The sequence below is a fragment of the Mesorhizobium sp. M0904 genome, assembly GCF_040319475.1.
Classification (GTDB): Bacteria; Pseudomonadota; Alphaproteobacteria; order Rhizobiales; family Rhizobiaceae; genus Mesorhizobium.
The window spans coordinates 51,748-69,831 of record NZ_JAMYOC010000014.1 but is presented as its reverse complement, the minus strand read 5'-3'; the positions used below and the strand labels follow the sequence as shown (position 1 = coordinate 69,831).

Annotated in this window: 21 protein-coding genes; 17 read left to right on the top strand and 4 right to left on the bottom strand. The window is 61.5% G+C overall.

The genetic code is table 11. The features are described from left to right. Positions 1-124 precede the first annotated feature (124 nt). Positions 125-637, top strand: a complete 513-nt coding sequence (locus NKH80_RS16435; RefSeq protein ID WP_352448761.1) for a single-stranded DNA-binding protein — start codon at positions 125-127, stop codon at positions 635-637. A gap of 123 nt (positions 638-760) precedes the next feature. Next, positions 761-1,186: an OsmC family protein gene (locus tag NKH80_RS16430; RefSeq protein ID WP_352507877.1), complete on the top strand. Its 426-nt coding sequence runs from the start codon at positions 761-763 to the stop codon at positions 1,184-1,186. Positions 1,187-1,194: 8 nt separating this feature from the next. On the opposite strand, the gene NKH80_RS16425 is transcribed toward NKH80_RS16430, so the two are convergent. Both NKH80_RS16425 and NKH80_RS16420 read right to left on the bottom strand, forming a co-directional pair. Further along, positions 1,195-1,824: a MarC family protein gene (locus tag NKH80_RS16425; RefSeq protein ID WP_254817370.1), complete on the bottom strand. Its 630-nt coding sequence runs from the start codon at positions 1,822-1,824 to the stop codon at positions 1,195-1,197. Positions 1,825-1,898: 74 nt separating this feature from the next. Continuing rightward, a complete protein-coding gene (locus NKH80_RS16420) occupies positions 1,899-2,429 on the bottom strand; it encodes a hypothetical protein (RefSeq protein WP_352507878.1) in 531 nt (176 codons plus the stop codon). Positions 2,430-2,515: 86 nt separating this feature from the next. Here NKH80_RS16420 and NKH80_RS16415 point away from each other — a divergent pair, with 86 nt between their 5' ends. Both NKH80_RS16415 and gyrA read left to right on the top strand, forming a co-directional pair. Then, positions 2,516-3,343, top strand: a complete 828-nt coding sequence (locus NKH80_RS16415) for a helix-turn-helix transcriptional regulator (protein ID WP_352507879.1) — start codon at positions 2,516-2,518, stop codon at positions 3,341-3,343. 148 nt (positions 3,344-3,491) lie between these two features. After that, positions 3,492-6,299: a DNA gyrase subunit A gene (gene gyrA / locus NKH80_RS16410; protein ID WP_352507880.1), complete on the top strand. Its 2,808-nt coding sequence runs from the start codon at positions 3,492-3,494 to the stop codon at positions 6,297-6,299. Between the two features lie 54 nt (positions 6,300-6,353). Here the strand turns inward: gyrA and NKH80_RS16405 are convergent, their stop codons facing one another. Beyond that, on the bottom strand, positions 6,354-6,506 hold the full coding sequence (locus NKH80_RS16405; protein ID WP_352478968.1) for a hypothetical protein: 153 nt from the start codon (positions 6,504-6,506) through the stop codon (positions 6,354-6,356). Between the two features lie 195 nt (positions 6,507-6,701). Here NKH80_RS16405 and coaD point away from each other — a divergent pair, with 195 nt between their 5' ends. From coaD to tgt, 7 genes are all read left to right on the top strand, one after another. Next, the gene (coaD, locus tag NKH80_RS16400) at positions 6,702-7,202 is read left to right on the top strand and encodes a pantetheine-phosphate adenylyltransferase (protein WP_352507881.1); all 501 of its coding nucleotides are present in this window, start codon (positions 6,702-6,704) and stop codon (positions 7,200-7,202) included. A gap of 74 nt (positions 7,203-7,276) precedes the next feature. Further along, positions 7,277-7,867: a peptidylprolyl isomerase gene (locus NKH80_RS16395; RefSeq protein WP_254817364.1), complete on the top strand. Its 591-nt coding sequence runs from the start codon at positions 7,277-7,279 to the stop codon at positions 7,865-7,867. 28 nt (positions 7,868-7,895) lie between these two features. Beyond that, positions 7,896-8,408: a peptidylprolyl isomerase gene (locus NKH80_RS16390; RefSeq protein WP_254817363.1), complete on the top strand. Its 513-nt coding sequence runs from the start codon at positions 7,896-7,898 to the stop codon at positions 8,406-8,408. Further along, the gene (locus NKH80_RS16385) at positions 8,405-8,803 is read left to right on the top strand and encodes a hypothetical protein (protein WP_352507882.1); all 399 of its coding nucleotides are present in this window, start codon (positions 8,405-8,407) and stop codon (positions 8,801-8,803) included. The genes NKH80_RS16390 and NKH80_RS16385 overlap by 4 nt, the downstream gene beginning before the upstream one ends. A 12-nt stretch (positions 8,804-8,815) precedes the next feature. After that, positions 8,816-9,904 carry a tRNA preQ1(34) S-adenosylmethionine ribosyltransferase-isomerase QueA gene (gene queA, locus NKH80_RS16380; RefSeq protein ID WP_352507883.1) on the top strand — a complete coding sequence of 363 codons (1,089 nt, stop codon included), beginning with the start codon at positions 8,816-8,818 and terminating at the stop codon, positions 9,902-9,904. Continuing rightward, on the top strand, positions 9,894-10,163 hold the full coding sequence (locus NKH80_RS16375; protein ID WP_352507885.1) for a hypothetical protein: 270 nt from the start codon (positions 9,894-9,896) through the stop codon (positions 10,161-10,163). The genes queA and NKH80_RS16375 overlap by 11 nt, the downstream gene beginning before the upstream one ends. An 8-nt stretch (positions 10,164-10,171) precedes the next feature. Further along, positions 10,172-11,302 carry a tRNA guanosine(34) transglycosylase Tgt gene (tgt, locus tag NKH80_RS16370; protein WP_352507887.1) on the top strand — a complete coding sequence of 377 codons (1,131 nt, stop codon included), beginning with the start codon at positions 10,172-10,174 and terminating at the stop codon, positions 11,300-11,302. Positions 11,303-11,310: 8 nt separating this feature from the next. On the opposite strand, the gene NKH80_RS16365 is transcribed toward tgt, so the two are convergent. Then, on the bottom strand, positions 11,311-11,730 hold the full coding sequence (locus tag NKH80_RS16365) for a DUF4864 domain-containing protein (protein ID WP_352688286.1): 420 nt from the start codon (positions 11,728-11,730) through the stop codon (positions 11,311-11,313). Between the two features lie 236 nt (positions 11,731-11,966). Here NKH80_RS16365 and NKH80_RS16360 point away from each other — a divergent pair, with 236 nt between their 5' ends. The 6 genes from NKH80_RS16360 to NKH80_RS16335 all read left to right on the top strand — a co-directional run bounded on the left by NKH80_RS16360 (position 11,967) and on the right by NKH80_RS16335 (position 17,977). After that, the gene (locus tag NKH80_RS16360) at positions 11,967-12,203 is read left to right on the top strand and encodes an Lrp/AsnC ligand binding domain-containing protein (RefSeq protein WP_023674883.1); all 237 of its coding nucleotides are present in this window, start codon (positions 11,967-11,969) and stop codon (positions 12,201-12,203) included. Positions 12,204-12,375: 172 nt separating this feature from the next. Next, positions 12,376-13,788, top strand: a complete 1,413-nt coding sequence (locus NKH80_RS16355) for a circularly permuted type 2 ATP-grasp protein (protein WP_352478961.1) — start codon at positions 12,376-12,378, stop codon at positions 13,786-13,788. A 157-nt stretch (positions 13,789-13,945) separates the two neighbouring features. Next, the gene (locus NKH80_RS16350) at positions 13,946-14,887 is read left to right on the top strand and encodes an alpha-E domain-containing protein (RefSeq protein WP_023674885.1); all 942 of its coding nucleotides are present in this window, start codon (positions 13,946-13,948) and stop codon (positions 14,885-14,887) included. A gap of 61 nt (positions 14,888-14,948) precedes the next feature. After that, the gene (locus NKH80_RS16345; RefSeq protein ID WP_352992518.1) at positions 14,949-15,743 is read left to right on the top strand and encodes a transglutaminase family protein; all 795 of its coding nucleotides are present in this window, start codon (positions 14,949-14,951) and stop codon (positions 15,741-15,743) included. A gap of 31 nt (positions 15,744-15,774) precedes the next feature. Further along, positions 15,775-16,506 carry a proteasome-type protease gene (locus tag NKH80_RS16340; protein WP_254817354.1) on the top strand — a complete coding sequence of 244 codons (732 nt, stop codon included), beginning with the start codon at positions 15,775-15,777 and terminating at the stop codon, positions 16,504-16,506. A gap of 58 nt (positions 16,507-16,564) precedes the next feature. Continuing rightward, positions 16,565-17,977, top strand: coding sequence for a pyridoxal phosphate-dependent decarboxylase family protein (locus tag NKH80_RS16335; protein ID WP_352992516.1), 1,413 nt, complete (start codon positions 16,565-16,567; stop codon positions 17,975-17,977). The last annotated feature ends 107 nt before the right edge of the window (positions 17,978-18,084 follow it).

Below are 18,084 nucleotides of genomic sequence, written 5' to 3'. Positions count from 1 at the left end.
AAACTAGAACGAAAAGAGAACAAAAACCTTGTGGGAAAAGGCAGCCACGGCAGGCAGGGATTGTCCATAGCCTGTAAGGTGGAGCGACAAGGAATTTGGTTTCGGATGAGCGCGGAGAAGTGTCATGGCGGGTAGCGTCAACAAGGTCATTCTGGTGGGCAACCTCGGGGCGGACCCTGAAATCCGCCGCCTGAATTCGGGTGACCCGGTCGTCAATATCCGCATCGCGACGTCGGAAAGCTGGCGCGACAAGACATCTGGAGAGCGCAAGGAAAAGACCGAGTGGCACAATGTCGTGATTTTCAACGACCAGATCGCCAAGGTGGCCGAGCAGTATCTGAAGAAAGGCATGAAGGTCTATGTCGAGGGCCAGCTGCAGACGCGCAAATGGCAGGACCAGACCGGCAATGACCGCTATACGACTGAAATCGTGTTGCAGAAATTCCGCGGCGAGCTGCAGATGCTCGACGCACGGGGCGAGGGCGGCGGCCAGGTCGGCAACTATGCCGGTGGCGGTGCGAGCCGCGGTTCCGATTTCGGCCAGTCCGGCCCGGGCGAAAGTTTCAATCGGGGTGGCGCCAACAAGGGCGGCGGCGGTGGTTCATCGCGCGAGCTGGACGACGAAATCCCGTTCTGATTTCTCGGGGCGGACTGCCCTTGCGGCGACAAGCGCCAGCACCTTGGCCACGAAATGGCGTCCCGAAAATCTGTCTTGGATTTTCGGGACGTTGTGCGTTTGAGCGGTGAAAGGACGTATCAAGTGAAAGCAAGGGTCAAATGGGTGGAGGAGCGCACTTTTGTTGGCGAGTCCGCCAGTGGGCACAAGCTGGTGCTAGGCACGGCGTTCGGGCTGGAGGGCAAGACGCCGGGGCCGAGCCCAATGGAACTGGTGCTGATCGGCACCGGAGGCTGCTCGGCCTATGACGTGGTCCATATCCTCGAAAAGGGGCGCGAGGCGGTCGAAGATTGCGTGGTCGAACTCGATGCCGACCGTGCAGAAGCCGATCCCAGGGTGTTCACCCGCATTCACATGCATTTTGTCGTCAAGGGCCGGGCGCTGTCACACGACAAGGTGAAGCGGGCGATCGGGCTTTCGATCGAGAAATACTGCTCGGCCTCGGCAATGATGGCCAAGACTGCCGAGATTACCCATGACTTCGAAGTCATTGAAACGACAGCGAAGTAGGGCAGTTCCTAGGTCGCCATCAGCGCCTTGATGCCGTCGGCGACGAACTGTATGGCGAGCGCCGCCAGGATGACGCCGAGCAGCCGTGTCAGGATCGAACGGCCGGTTTGGCCGAGGATACGATCGATGCGCTCTGACAGCACGAACACCAGGTAGGTGATGACGAGGCAGATGGCGATGATGCCGACAAGGGCTGTCTGCGCGCCAAAACCCTGAAACGAGCTTGAGAGCAGGACGGTCGCCGAAATCGCGCCGGGACCCGCAATCAGCGGGATCGCCAGCGGAAAGGCGGCGATGTTGTGGATCATGTCCCTGGTGATGGCGACGTCGCCGATCTTCTCCTTACGGTCCTGCCGGCGCTCGAACACCATTTCGAAGGCGATGAAGAACAGCAGAAAGCCGCCGGCGACGCGGAAGGCCGGCAGGGTGATGCCGAAGACCGACAGGATCGACGCGCCGGCGATTGCGAACAATGCCATCACCAGGAAAGCGATGATCGAGGCGCGCACGGAGACCTGGTTGCGCTCCTCGCGGTTCATGCCGCGGGTCACGGCAAGGAAGAGCGGCGCCAGGCCGGGCGGATCGATCGTCACCAGTATGGTGACGAAGGCGTTGAACAGGCTGTCGAAGCTCGGCATGCTGACCCTCCCCGCCGGCAATGCCGGTTAACGGGATTGGTAGAGCAAAGCGAAGCCAGTGGAAACCGTGCGGATCAGGGGCTGGCGGTGCGGCGCGCCAGAAACTCGACTTCGAGACGCCAGGTGGCGCCGTCGTCAAACGAACGCTCGCCCAGCCAGCGGAAGGAATCTCCGGTGATCCGGGAAAAGCTCCAGCGTACCGAAGGGCCGGTGCCGTCTGCGCCTAATTGGACGATCGTGTCGCCTTCGACGCGGCCCAACTGGCGGCTGTAATACCGGTTGCGCGGGTCGCTCCAGAAGATGTGCCAGGCGTCGACGCCTGGGTCATAGACGCGCAACGTCGTGCCATAGAAGGTCCATTTGCCGAGCGAAGGGGAGGAACCAGCGTCACGAGCTGGCAGGATCCATACGTCCTGGATCGCGCGGCCTTCAAGGACCCAGCCGAAATGCACCTCGCCGCGCCCGGTCAGCACCTGACCGTCTTCGAGATGGCGCGTGGCGTCGAACGTCCAGGCGCCGACGAAGCGGCCGTAAAGGTTCAGTTTCTCGGCAAGGGCCGGTGTGGGCCCATCGCTGTGCAGGGCCTTGGCAAAGGAATTGGACATGGCTTCGCTCTCATCTTGTCAGGAGACCGGCAAGCATAGAGGCCGGCAGGGGTTCTGCGCTTGGGAAAAATTGCTATGTTTGGGCGATGACGACGAGCGCGCATAGGCTGGCGTCGGGCCGAGGCTGGCAGGTGTCGGATGTCATCTGCACCGCCAGCGCCGCCGACAGGCCATTCGAGGAGGAGCATCGGCATTTCTGCGTTGCTGCCGTAACCAGCGGCACCTTCCGCTATCGTGCCCGCCAAGGCACGGCGATGCTGGCGCCGGGCGCGCTCCTGCTCGGCAATCCCGGCACATGCTACGAGTGCGGGCACGAGCATGGCGCCGGCGACCGCTGCCTCTCCTTCCATTTCGGACCGGCCTGTATGGAGCGGATCGTCGCCGACGTGCCGGGCGCCAAGACGCTCGATTTCAGCACGCCGCGCCTGCCGCCCTTGCCGGCGCTGGTGCCGCTGCTCGCCGAAGCGGAGGCGGCGCGCGAGATGGCCGACACCGGCGCGTTCGAGGAACTCGCCCTGCGCATTGCCGGTGCCGCGGTAACAGCGGCTTGCAGCGCCACGGATCGGGGACGGACCCCGAGCCGCCGCGACCAGAAGCGTGTCGCCGAAGCGGTGCGGCGCATTGAAGTCGATGCCGACCGGCCGATCTCGCTTGCCGAACTCGCCGACGAGACCGCCACCAGCCCTTACCATTTCCTGCGCACCTTCCGGCACGTTGCCGGCATGACGCCCTACCAATTCCTGCTGAGAACGCGGCTGCACAGGGCAGCCGTGCGGCTGCGGACGTCAGATAACACAATTTCGGCGATCGCCTTTGCGGCGGGATTCAACGATCTATCAACCTTCAACCGCCGTTTCCGGCGGCTGATGGGCGAGGCGCCGGGTACTTATCGCGCCCGCCGGCGACGCCGGTGAAAGGGTGCCACGGCCATATCGTCGCAATTGGTGTATCCTTTTGAATTTGCCGCTAAAAACCACATTGGAAAACTGCCGCGATTGTTGGAGTTTCGGGCCGGCTTCCTATATAAGCACCAAGTGATTCCTGATTAGATTGTGATCCGATTTGACCGACCAGAAGACACCGCGCGGCGCCGACGGCGGCCCCACCGGCATCGAGCCGATATCCATCATCGAGGAGATGCAGCGCTCCTATCTCGATTACGCCATGAGCGTGATCGTCAGTCGCGCGCTGCCGGACGTGCGCGACGGCCTCAAGCCGGTGCATCGCCGCATCCTCTACGCCGCCTATGAGAGCGGCTATCACTGGAACCGTAAATATGTGAAATCGGCACGCCCGGTCGCCGACGTGATGGGTAAATACCATCCGCACGGCGACGCCTCTATCTACGACGCTTTGGTGCGCATGGCGCAGGACTGGTCGCTGCGCGTGCCGCTGATTGACGGGCAGGGCAATTTCGGCTCGATCGACGGCGATCCGCCGGCGGCGATGCGCTACACGGAATCGCGGCTGACCAAGGTCGCGCATGAGTTGCTGGAAGACATCGACAAGGACACCGTCGATTTCCAGGACACTTACGATGCGTCGGGCAGCGAACCGAAAGTCCTGCCGGCGCGCTTTCCGAACCTGCTGGTCAACGGCTCCGGCGGCATCGCCGTCGGCATGGCCACCAACATCCCGCCGCACAATCTGGGCGAGGTCTGCAACGGCGCCATTGCCCTCATCGACAATCCAGCGATCGATCTTCCGGCGCTGATGGAGATCATTCCGGGACCGGATTTCCCGACCGGCGGCATCGTGCTTGGCCGTTCCGGCATCTACAGCGCCTATTCGACCGGCCGCGGCTCCATCGTCATGCGCGGCCGCGTCAACATCGAGGCGCGCGGCAACGACCGTGAATCGATCGTCATCACCGAGGTTCCCTATCAGGTGAACAAAGCATCGATGATCGAGAAGATGGCCGAACTGGTGCGCGACAAGCGCATCGAGGGCATTTCCGACATTCGCGATGAGAGCGACCGCCAGGGTTACCGCGTCGTCATCGAACTGAAGCGCGACGCCGTCGCCGACGTCATCCTCAACCAGCTTTACCGCTTCACTCCGCTGCAGACGTCCTTCGGTGCCAACATGGTGGCGCTGAACGGCGGCAAGCCGGAATTGCTGACGCTCACCGACATGCTGAAGGCGTTCGTCGCCTTCCGCGAGGAGGTGATCAGCCGGCGCACGAAATTCCTGCTCCGCAAGGCGCGCGACCGCGCCCATGTGCTGGTCGGCCTTGCCATCGCTGTTGCCAATATCGATGAAGTCATCAAGCTGATCCGCAGCGCTCCGGACCCGCAGACGGCGCGCGAGCAGTTGATGGAGCGGCGCTGGCCTTCGGGCGACGTGGAATCGCTGATTCTTCTGATCGACGACCCGCGCCATCGCATCAACGAGGACGGTACCTACAATCTCTCCGAGGAGCAGGCGCGCGCCATCCTCGAACTGCGCCTGCAGCGCCTAACCGCGCTCGGCCGCGACGAGATCGCCGACGAGCTGAACACGATCGGCGACGAGATCAAGGACTACCTGGACATCCTGTCGTCCCGCGCCCGCGTCCAGCAGATCGTCAAGGACGAGCTCATCGCCGTGCGCGACGAGTTCGGCACGCCGCGCCGCACCGAGCTCGCCGAGGGCGGGGCGGACATGGAAGACGAGGACCTGATCCAGCGCGAGGACATGGTCGTCACGGTCAGCCATTCCGGCTACATCAAGCGCGTGCCGCTGTCGCTCTACCGGGCGCAGCGCCGCGGCGGCAAGGGCCGCTCCGGCATGTCGACCAAGGAAGAGGATTTCGTCACCCGGCTGTTCGTCGCCAACACGCACACGCCGGTGCTGTTCTTCTCCTCGCGTGGCATCGTCTACAAGGAAAAGGTCTGGCGCCTGCCGATCGGCAACCCGCAATCGCGCGGCAAGGCGTTGATCAATATGCTGCCGCTCGAACAGGGCGAGCGCATCACCACGATCATGCCGCTGCCGGAGGATGAGACGAGCTGGGGCGAGCTCGACGTCATGTTTGCCACCACGCGCGGCACCGTGCGTCGCAACAAGCTGTCGGACTTCGTCCAGGTCAACCGCAACGGCAAGATCGCCATGAAGCTGGACGAGGAAGGCGACGAGATCCTCGGCGTCGAGACCTGCACCGATAATGACGACGTGCTTTTGACGGCAAGTTCCGGCCAGTGCATCCGCTTCCCGGTCAGCGACGTACGCGTCTTCCAGAGCCGCAATTCGGTCGGCGTGCGCGGCATCGCCATGGCCGATGGCGACCGGGTGATCTCGATGGCGGTGATCGAGCATGTCGACGCGCCGCCGGCGGAACGTGCCGCCTACCTTAAGCGGGTGGTGGCTGAACGCCGGCTCGCCGCCGACATCGCCGCCGGTGAGGAGGAAGAAATCCAGCTTACCAACGAAGAGGTCGGCGAAGAGGCGGAGCTTTCCGACGAGCGCTACGAATTCCTCAAGGCACACGAGCAGTTCGTGCTGACGGTGACGGAATATGGCTACGGCAAGCGTTCGTCGTCGTACGATTTCCGCCTGACCGGTCGCGGCGGCAAGGGTATCCGCGCTACCGACGTTTCGAAAACGGCCGAAATCGGCCGTCTGGTGGCGACCTTCCCGGTCGGCAATGATGATCAGATCATGCTGGTTTCGGATGGCGGAACCGTCATTCGCGTCCCGGTTAACGGCATTCGTTTCGCCAGCCGCGCCACCAAGGGCGTTACGATCTTTAATACCGCAGAGGGCGAGAAGGTCGTTTCGGTGGAGCGGATTTCGGAGCCGCAGGCAGACGAAGAGATCGAAGAGAGTGTCGAGGCTGAAAGCGGCGCTGCTACCGAAGGTGGGGAGCCTGACAACAACAACGTCGAGTGAGTTGCCACGACGCCGCCAGCCCGATAGGTCGGTCCGGCGTTGTCAGCAAACGCTCTAGAAATGCCGATAAGGCCTACGGATGCCGAAGCCTTCGAACTGCTTGGTATTGGCCTTGGCGCGGACGCGCTGTGCCTCCTGATGCAACCCGAATACGGTAGCGATCAGCATGGCGACGGTCATTGCGGTGGCAAGCATGTAGATCAGCATGTGCGTGTTCTCCTGCGCCTAACAACGATTAGATGGGTGTTTGGTTTCATCTTCTGCAGCTGCAACTTAGTGAACACTGCGTGAAGCTGTTGTGAGCGGCACATTCATCTGTCGTTTACGTCGGCCAAAGGGTTCACGAGGCGGGCTGGTGATCGGATTTGCCTTTAGGAGAGAGGCTCGCTAGAAGCACCTGCCATGACCGAACGCATCGCCCTTTATGCCGGCTCTTTCGACCCGCTGACCAACGGCCATCTCGACGTGCTGAAGGCATCGCTGGCCGTGGCGGATACAATCTATGCGGCGATCGGCACCCATCCCGGCAAGAAGCCGTTGTTTTCCTTCGAGGAACGGGTTGGCCTGATCGAAACGGCCGCGAAGGCGGAATTCGGCAGCGACGGTGCGCGTATCAAAGTGGTCGCCTTCGACGGGCTGGTCATCGATGCGGCCAGGAAGCATGGCGCCTCGATCATGATCCGCGGTCTGCGCGACGGCACCGATCTTGACTATGAGATGCAGATGGCCGGCATGAACGAGACCATGGCGCCGGAGCTGCAGACGGTGTTCCTGCCCGCCAGCCCCTCGGTGCGCACCATTACCGCCACACTTGTGCGCCAGATAGCTTCGATGGGAGGCGACATCCGCCCCTTCGTGCCGGCGGCCGTGGCCGGCGCGCTCGCCGCCAAATTCGCGAAATAAATGCATGTCACCCAAAAGTGGAACCCGGCTTTGGGTAACGACATGCATGAACGAAGATATTCGGAGAAAGATCCATGCAGCTGAAAAAGCTTGCCTTCTTGCTTGCCGTGTTTGCCGGTCTTGTGACCGCATCCGTGTCGGCCTTTGCCGCTGATCCGGAAAACACCATGATCGTAACGCTGAAGGACGGCGACGTGACCATCGCGCTGAGGCCCGACCTTGCGCCGAAACACGTCGCGCAGATCAAAAAGCTGGTGCGCCAGGGCGCCTACGACAACGTCGCCTTTCACCGCGTCATCGACGGCTTCATGGCGCAGACCGGCGACGTCAAGTTCGGCAACATGAAGAGCGGCTTCAATGCCGACGCTGTCGGCACCGGCGGCTCCGATCTTCCCGACCTGCCGGCCGAATTCTCCAGCACCGAGCACTACCAGCGCGGCGTGGTCGGCATGGCCCGCTCCGACGATCCGAATTCCGCCAATTCGCAATTCTTCATCATGTTCGCGCCGGCACCGCCGCTCGATGGCCAGTACACCATCGTTGGCAATGTCGTCAGCGGCATGGAGCTGGTGGACCACATCAAGAAAGGCGACGAGGCGCAGAACGGGACGGTGACCGATCCCGATCGCATGATCAAGGTGCGCATCGCCGCCGACGGCAAGTAAACCCAAGTTTCAAAAGGATATTTCTGACATGGCCGAAATCAAGGACCGCGAGAACGCGCTTATCATGGACACGACGAAGGGCAAGGTCGTCATCGAATTGTTTCCAGATCTGGCGCCCGGCCATGTCGGCCGTATCAAGGAGCTGGCACGCGAAGGCGCCTATGACGGCGTGGTCTTCCACCGCGTCATCGACGGCTTCATGGCGCAGACCGGCGACGTGAAGTTCGGCAATTCCAACAAGCCGTCTTTCGCGCCGTCGCGCGCCGGCACTGGCGGTTCCGACAAGCCCGATCTGAAGGCCGAGTTCTCCAACGCCAACCATGGCCGCGGCACCTGTTCGATGGCGCGCTCGCAAAACCCGAACTCGGCCAATTCGCAGTTCTTCATCTGCTTCGACGACGCCGCCTTCCTCAACCGCCAGTACACTGTATGGGGCCAGGTCATCGAAGGCATGGACAATGTCGACAAGATCAAGCGCGGCGAACCGGTGCAGGACCCCGACAAGATCGTATCGCTCAAGGTCGCGGCCGACGTGAAATGACCAGCCGGGCTGTCGCGGCCATCGTACTTGTGCTCGTCGCGGCGGCCACTCCGGCGTTGGCGACGGAATCGATCGTTTGCAGCGCCGACGGCGGCGCGGCATCGATTGATGTTTTGATGGGACACACGGCCGTCATTGCGGTGGCGCGGGTGTGGCTGGATGCCGGCGGCAAGACATGGACCACGGACGGCCAGCCAGGCTCAACGAAAGTCATCGTTGGACAGGCATTCGAAGACGACGAGCGCATGCTGATCGATCTCACTGATGAGGGCCTCAGCTCGATCGTCGCCAAATTGCGGCTGGTCAAGGCCAGCGAGCAGTCCAGTTTCGCAATGGGCGGCACGTTGAGCATTGACGGTGTCAGTGCCTGGGCGGTGACCTGCCCGGAACCTTGAGGCGGGGTTTTCTTGCGCGTCGACCTTTTCGACTTCGATCTGCCGGAAGAACGCATCGCGCTTCGCCCAGCCGAGCCGCGCGACAGCGCCAGGATGCTGGTGGTCAGGCCGGGTGAGGGGCTCGAAGACCTGACGGTGCGCGACCTGCCGGCCCTGCTCAAGGCCGGTGATGATGTGCTGGTCTTCAACGACACCAAGGTCATTCCGGCACAATTGAAGGGCATCAGGCGGCGCGGCGAAGCAGCAGCGCAGGTCGAAGCCACGCTGCATATGCGGGTGGCGCCCGACCGGTGGCTCGCCTTCATGCGTCCGGGCAAGCGCATCGCCGCCGGAGATCGCATCCATTTCGGTCATGATGCCAATTCCTGCTTTCTCGGCCAACTCGATGCGACCGTGATCGAGAAGGGGGAAGGCGGCGAGGTGCTGCTCGGCTTCGACCTGTCAGGTCCGTTCCTCGACGAGGCGCTGCACGCTGTCGGCCACATCCCGCTGCCGCCCTACATCGCCTCCAAACGTGACGACGACGAACGCGACCGCAGCGATTATCAGACCATTTATGCTAGGGAGGAGGGCGCGGTCGCCGCGCCGACGGCAGGGCTGCATTTCACGCCGGAGCTGTTTGCGACGCTCGACGCCAAGGGCATAGAGCGCCGTTTCGTCACGCTGCATGTCGGCGCCGGTACATTCCTGCCGGTGAAGGCGGACGACACCGCGGACCACAAGATGCACGCCGAAACCGGTTCGGTCAGCGCGGAAACCGCCGAGGCGCTGAATGCGGCGAAAGCAAAAGGAGGGCGCATTATCGCTGTCGGCACGACATCGCTGCGCTTGCTGGAGAGCGCGGCTGGCGAGGAGGGCAGGCTGGCCGCATGGTCAGGCCTGACCGACATCTTCATCACCCCCGGCTATCGCTTCAAGACCGCCGACATGCTGATGACCAATTTCCATCTGCCGCGTTCGACGCTGTTCATGCTGGTTTCGGCCTTCTGCGGTTTGCAGACGATGCGGGCGGCCTATGCGCATGCCATCGAGAATCGCTACAGGTTTTATTCCTATGGAGACGCAAGTCTTCTGTTCAGGGAGGATAGTAATGGACGATGACCTGGAAACCTTCGACCGCGAAGCATTGATCGGCGAGGTCAGGAAATTACGCGCCGGCATCCGCCAACACCGCGACGCCACCGGCCATGATCTGTGCTGGCATCATCCCGACCTGTGGTCGCTTTTGCCCGAAAAGACCGAGCCGGCGATTGCCGTGCCGCCGTGGCCGAAATTCATGCGCGGCTGCATCCGCTACCGTCAATCGCTCGATAAGCAGGCTGCGGACGCGCCGGTATTTGACAAGGAGTTCGATGGCTAGGGAATTCAATGACTGACGCATTCACCTTCAAGGTGCTGGCGACCGACGGCAGGGCGCGGCGTGGTGCAATCACCATGCCGCGCGGGGAAATCCGCACGCCTGCCTTCATGCCGGTCGGTACCGGCGGCACGGTGAAGGCCATGTATATGGATCAGGTGCGCGGCGTCGGCTCGGACATCATCCTTGGTAATACCTACCACCTGATGCTGAGACCCGGCGCCGAGCGCGTGGCGCGGCTCGGCGGCCTGCATGAGTTCGCCCGCTGGCCGCATCCGATCCTGACTGACAGCGGCGGCTTCCAGGTGATGTCGCTATCGAAGCTGAGGAAACTGACCGAGAACGGCGTGACCTTCCGTTCGCATATCGACGGCGGCGCCTTCGAGATGTCGCCGGAGCGTTCGATTGAGATCCAGGGGCTGCTCGATTCCGACATCCAGATGCAGCTCGATGAATGCACGGCTCTGCCGGCCAAGCAGAACGAGATCGAGCGTGCCATGGAGTTGTCGTTGCGCTGGGCCGAGCGTTGCAAGACGGCATTCGGCGAGCAGCCCGGCAAGGCGATGTTCGGCATTGTACAAGGCGGCGACGTGCCGGATCTGCGGCTGCGCTCGGCGCAGGCGCTGAAGGCAATGGAGCTGAAGGGCTACGCGATCGGCGGGCTGGCTGTCGGCGAGCCGCAAGCGGTGATGCTGGAGATGCTCGACATCACTTGCCCGGAGCTGCCGGTTGAGCGGCCGCGCTACCTGATGGGTGTCGGCACGCCGGACGACATCTTGAAGTCGGTAGCGCGCGGCATCGACATGTTCGATTGCGTGATGCCGACGCGGGCAGGGCGCCACGGTCTTGCCTACACGCGGCGCGGCAAGGTCAATCTTCGCAACGCCCGCCATGCCGACGATCCGCGTCCGCTCGATGAGGAAAGCGACTGCCCGGCCGCACGCGACTATTCGCGCGCCTATCTGCACCATCTGGTGCGCTCGCAAGAGGCACTTGGGGCGATGCTCCTTACCTGGAACAATCTGTCCTATTACCAGCAGCTGATGCGCGACATTCGTGAAGCGATCGAGGCTGGCAGGTTGGAAGCACGCTCAGCTGAGATTTCCGAAAGCTGGAGGCGGGGCGATCTCCCAGTGAGGTGATCGAAGGCTCAAGTGCTGAGCGACGTGGACGCGCGCAGGCTGCAGCCGGTGATCCGAAAGCTGCCGTCAGGCTGTAGTTCGAGCGTGTAGACCGCCTCGTAGTCCTTGCCATCCGGGCCGACGATCAGCACTTGCTGGATGATCGAGGTCGGGCTCGTCTCGCGAACCTTGCCGAAGGAGTAGGTCTGCGGCTGGCGCACCGGCGGATAGCCGTTGGTCACCATGTTCATGAAGGTATCGACGGTCGGAAAGATGCGCTTCACATTCGGTGCGGCAAAGCTGTAGGCCGTCATTCCGTCATTGGCGATGAAGGCCCTCAACTGACCATCGATGACCGTCTGCGCCGCTTTGACTTCGGCGTCGCCAGAAAAGGCCTGGGATGCGAAAATGAATGGAAGGACTGTGAATGCGAAAAACGCGCGGCGCATGGCCTGTCTCCGTTGTCCCCGAGAAATCGCTGCCTGAAGGTACATGATACCATACGCTTTGCCGTGCTTCAGGGTTTCAGCCGAGCGTAAACATTCGGCGTGGCAGTCCGTGTCCGAGCCGAGAAAGCATTGTCGAGGCGAGACAGCCTGAGCGATTGGCGATGCTTGAAAGCCGGGCGGCAGTCTGCCACAAGGGCCGCTCGATTAGAGCGTGCGATGTTGGACAGGACCAGGCAATGAAGGCATTTTTCGTGCAGATAAAGTGCGATCTGGGCAAGGCCTACGACGTTGCCAGCGCCCTGGCCGATGCCGAGATTGCTTCGGAAATCTACTCGACAGCCGGCAACTACGACCTGCTCGCCAAATTCTATGTCGACGACGAGGAAGACATCGGCCACTTCGTCAACGAGAAAGTGCAGATTCTCCCGGGAATCAAGGATACGTTTACGGTCGTCACCTTTCGCGCGTTTTGATCTCCATCCGACATTTGCCCGGACACAAGGCAAAGCCTGATCAGGGCCCTATTGGTGCTGCCTTAATTTTAGGCAACCGCGATATACTGATCGCCGGCGCCCGCCAAATCGCCGATTGCGCTTGATTTTCTCCAGCGAGGCCAGTGAAATGGCGTCACAGGGGAGTATGCGATTGGCAGCGTTCGACGAAATGCTTCCGGAAGTTTCCGGGCTGAGAAAACCGTATTCGGCTTACGATCGCTGGCTGAAGGAACAGGACCCGGCCAGACTTACCGAGAAGATGCAGGACGCCGAACGCGTCTTTCGCAAGACAGGCATCACTTTCGCCGTCTACGGCGAGCAGGAAGCATCGGAGCGGCTGATACCCTTCGACATCGTTCCGCGCATCATTTCGGGCAATGAATGGCGACGGCTAACGCAAGGCATCGAGCAGCGCGTCCAGGCGCTGAACGCCTTTCTCGACGACATCTACCATCGCCAGGAGATCTTGCGCGCCGGCCGGGTGCCGAAGGAGTTGATCGCCAGGAACGAGGCGTTCCTGCCCGAGATGATCGGGGTGCGGCCGCCGGCCGGCGTCTATACCCACATCATCGGCGTCGACATCGTACGCATTAGCGAGAACGAGTTCTACGTACTGGAGGACAATGCGCGCACGCCGTCCGGCGTCTCCTACATGCTGGAAAACCGCGAGACGATGATGCAGCTGTTTCCCGAGTTGTTCCAGCAGATCAAGGTGCGGCCGGTGGAGAATTACCCGCAGCTCCTGCGCCAGTCGCTGGCGGCGGTACGGCCGCAAAGCACCAAGGGCACGCCGACGATTGCCGTGCTGACGCCGGGCAGCTTCAACTCAGCTTATTTCGAACATGCTTTCCTTGCCGACCAGATGGGCGTGCAGCTCGTCGAAGGGCAGGATCTGCGCGTCGTCGATGGCCATGTCGCGATGCGCACGACCGAGGGCTACAAGCAGATCGACGTGCTATACCGGCGTGTCGACGACTCGTTCCTCGATCCGCTGACCTTCCGCCCCGACTCGGCACTTGGCGTGCCGGGCATTATGGACGTCTACCGCGCCGGCAACATCACGATCGCCAATGCGCCGGGAACCGGCATCGCTGACGATAAGGCGATCTATTCGTACATGCCCGAGATCGTCGAATTCTACACCGGCCGCAAGGCGATGCTCGGCAACATCCCGACCTGGCGCTGCTCGGAGCCGGACAGCCTGAAATACGTGCTCGAGCACATTGATGAACTGGTCATCAAGGAGGTCCACGGGTCCGGCGGTTACGGCATGCTGGTCGGTCCGGCGGCGACCAAGAAGGAATGCGAGGATTTTTCGAAAAAGCTCGCGGCAAAACCATCGAACTACATTGCTCAGCCGACGCTGGCGCTGTCGACCTGTCCGATCCTGACGGACAAGGGGCTGGCGCCGCGCCATGTCGATCTGCGCCCCTATGTGCTGGTTTCCGACCGTATCCAGATCGTGCCCGGCGGGCTGACCCGAGTAGCGCTCAAGGAAGGCTCGCTGGTCGTCAATTCCTCGCAAGGCGGGGGCACAAAGGATACGTGGGTGTTGGATGATTAGAGTGGAAGTAGTGAATAGTGAATAGTGAATAGATAAGGATATATGTTGTTGATGTTGGTGAAATGCCCTGAAGTGAAGCACGCGGCATCGTGGCCTAAAGTCTGGATAGTCACCATTCACCGTCCACCATCCACCATTCGCCACAGGACCGCCTGACATGCTTCTCGGTCGCACCGCCAACGGGCTCTATTGGATGAACCGCTATATCGAGCGGGCGGAAAACATGGCGCGGCTGGTGGACGCCGGCTTGCGCATGGCGCTAACCCGTACTCAGAACGCTTCGGAGGAGTGGAATTCGGTGCTGCTCAGCGCCGGTTCGGACGCCAGCTTCACGCAGAAATATTCCGACTACACCGCCGCCAATGTCGCCGACTATCTGCTGCGCGACACATCGAACCCGTCGAGCACGATGTCGTCTATCGAAACGGCCCGTAACAATGCTCGCATGGTGCGTACCGCGTTGACGCGTGAAACCTGGGAAAGCATCAACGAAGCCTGGATGTCGCTGAAGCGGATGCTAGCCAAGCCGATCGACGAGCGCGACCTGCCCAACGCGCTCGACGCAATCAAACGCGAGACGGCGCTGATCCGCGGCTCGTTCTACGGCACGATGCTGCGCAATGAGATTTTCGATTTTTCGCAGCTCGGCACTTATGTCGAACGCGCCGACAACACTGCCCGCATCCTGGACGTGAAGTACTACGTGCTGTTACCGTCGATTTCCTGGGTCGGCTCGACGCTCGACAACTACCAGTGGGAATCGATCCTCCGCTCGGTATCGGCGCACCGCTCCTACCGCTGGGTCTATGACGCCGATTACAAGCCGAGCAACATCGCCGACTATCTGATCCTCAATGTCCGCATGCCGCGCTCGCTGACCTTTTGCTACCGCTTCCTGACGGAGCATCTCAAATTCCTGGGTGACGACTATGGTGAGCGCCACGCCTGCCATGCGACGGCTGCCAAGACCCAGGCCATGCTTACGGCCGGCTCGATCAAGGATATTTTCGACGCTGGCCTGCATGAATTCCTGGCCAATTTCATCCGCGACAACACCAGACTCGGCGACGAGATCGCGCAGGATTACAGGTTCTATTGAGCATGACCCCAAAAAGCGGAGACCGGTTTTCGGAAAAGCTCATGCTCCAGGGACGAGTGCGATGCGGCTGAAGATCACCCACCGGACCGAATACCGCTACGATGCGCCGGTGCATTATTTGTTGCAGCGTTTGCGGCTGCTCCCGGTGAACGGGCGCACCCAGACGGTACTGTCCTGGGCGCTGAAGATCGAAGGCGCACGCGAGGAAGTGCGCTTCACCGACCATTTCGGCAATGATACCCGGCTGTTGAGCGTCGAGGGTGAGCGCGACTTCATCACCGTCGAAGCAGCCGGCGAAGTGGTGACGCGCGACACCGCCGGCGTCTGCGGGCCGCACCAGGGTTTCGTGCCGCTCTGGCTGTTCGGCCACGAAACGCCGCTGACGACGATCGGCAGCGACATTCGCGAGCTTGCTGCCTCGGTCGGCAAGGGCACCGACATCGAAAGGCTGCACCGGTTGATGGCGATGATCGGCGAGCGCGTCGCTTATACGCCGGGCACCACCAACGCGACGACGCCGGCCGAAGAGGCCCTGGCGCTCAAGACCGGCGTTTGCCAGGACCACAGCCACATCTTCGTTGCGGCGGCGCGCGCCATGGATTTTCCCGCGCGCTATGTCAGTGGCTATCTGATGATGAATGCAGCGATCGAGCAGGCGGCAAGCCACGCCTGGGCCGAGGCGCATGTCTCGGGCCTCGGCTGGGTCGCCTTCGACGTCGCCAACGGCATTTCTCCCGACGAGCGTTATGTAAAGGTGGCGACTGGCCGCGATTATCGCGACGCCACACCGGTATCGGGAATTCGGCTGGGACAGGCGGAAGAACAGCTTGCCGTCACCGTCACCGTGGAGCAGTAATCTCCGCCAAGATTGTTGCCAAAGAGATTCGATGACCTATTGCGTCGGGCTGAAGATCGATCGCGGGCTCGTGTTCATGTCGGACACGCGCACCAACGCCGGCATGGATTCGATCTCGACCTTCAGGAAGATGCATGTCTGGGAAGAGCCGGGCGAGCGCGTCATCGTTTTGATGTCGGCCGGCAATCTGGCGACGACGCAGGCCGTAGTCAGCCTGCTCGACGAACGCACCAAGGCAGTGGCGGAGCGCCGTGCCACGCTGCTCGAAACGCCTTCCATGTACCAGACAGTGCGGCTGGTCGGAGACACCGTCAAGGAGGTCATCGCCAGTTCGTCGCCGGCGGGCGAAAAGGCGGATTCCTATTTCAACGCCTCCTTCATCCTCGGCGGTCAGATCAAGGGCAGCGCGCCGCGCCTGTTCATGATCTATCCGGAAGGCAATTTCATCGAATCCACCGACGACACGCCGTTCTTCCAGATAGGTGAGACCAAATACGGCAAGCCGATCATCATCCGCGCTTATGAAAGGACGATGAGTTTCGCCGAGACGGTGAAGTTGCTGCTTGTGTCGTTCGACTCGACGCTGAAGTCGAACCTGTCGGTCGGCCTGCCGCTCGACCTGCTGTTCTATGAAAAGGACACCTTCAAGGTTGGCCTCAAAAAGCGAATAACCCAGGATGATCAATATTATCGCACGATCTCGGATAGCTGGTCGAACGCGCTGAAGACTGCCTTTGCCAGCTTGCCTGATTTTCCCGAATGAAAACCTTCGTTTTTCGTGCTCTTTGATGGCGGCTCGACGAGGCGCTACGGAGGCGAAGATGAATAGCAACGAATTCCGCGAATGGTCGCTGCGAGCGGCCGAATGGGGCGCCGACTACAGAGACAGCCTTCGCGAAAGACCGGTGCGGCCGTTTGTCGAGCCGGGCGAAATCTTCAAAAGCATCGATGTTGCGCCGCCGGAAAACGGCGAAACGATGCAGGCAATCTTCGCCGATTTCGAGCAAAAGATTCTGCCGGGCATGACGCACTGGCAGCATCCGCGTTTCTTCGCCTATTTCCCGGCCAATGCGGCACCGGCCTCGGTCGTGGCCGAGTATCTGGTTTCCGCCATGGCCGCGCAATGCATGCTTTGGCAGACCTCGCCGGCGGCAACCGAACTCGAGACGCGTGTCGTCGACTGGATGCGGCAGGCGCTTGGTCTGCCGGAGGGATTTTCCGGCGTCATGCAGGATTCGGCTTCATCGGCGACGCTTGCCGCCGTGCTGACCATTCGCGAGCGCGCGCTCGACTGGCAAGGTAACAAGAACGGCTTGCAAGGCCAGCCGGTCGTGCGAGTCTATTCTTCCGGCCAAGTCCATACTTCCATCGACCGGGCGATCTGGGTGTCGGGCATCGGCGAGGCGAACCTCGTGCGCATTCCGGTCGCCGGACGCTTCCGCGCCATGCAGACGGCGGCTCTGGAAGCAGCGATCGTCACCGACCGCGAAAACGGCATGCTGCCGGCGGGGATCATCGCCAGCGTCGGTGGCACAAGTACCGGCGGCACCGACGATGTGGCGGCTGTTGCCGCGGTAGCTAAGCGGCACGGGCTCTACCTGCATGTCGATGCCGCATGGGCTGGCTCCGCCATGATCTGCCCCGAGTTCCGGCATTTCTGGGCAGGCGCCGAACATGCGGATTCCATTGTCTTCAACCCGCATAAATGGCTGGGCGCACAGTTCGATTGCTCGATGCAGTTCATCCGTCAGCCGGAAGACCTCGTGCGCACGCTGGCGATCAAGCCCGAATTCCTCAAGACGCATGGCCGCGACGGAGTCATCAACTACTCCGAATGGTCGGTGCCGCTTGGCCGGAGGTTCCGCGCGCTGAAACTTTGGTTCCTGCTGCGTGCACATGGCTTGGAAAATCTGCGGACCATGGTCCGCAACCATGTCGCCTGGAGCGAGAGCCTCGCCGCAAGGCTGGCAAAGGAACCGGATTTCGAGATCGTCACGGAGCCGATGCTGTCGCTGTTCTCGTTCCGGCATCTCGCGGCTGCGGGCGCCGACTCTGACGAGCACAATTTGCGGTTGGTCAGCGCGATCAACGATGACGGCCGCATCTATCTGACGCAAACCCGGGTGGACGGGAAGGTGGCGATCCGCTTTCAGGTCGGACAATTCGAAACGACTGCGGCGGATGTCCATACTGCTTTCGAGGTCATTACTGAAATTGCGCGTGGCCTGGGTTGACCGGCATCATCGAGGTTGCGCCGGGGCTCTTCTTGCAGTCACCTGATCTTCCTGTTCATGGCTTTCGTTTTCCGTTATAGACAAGTAAAACGAAAACGAGAGGTTGC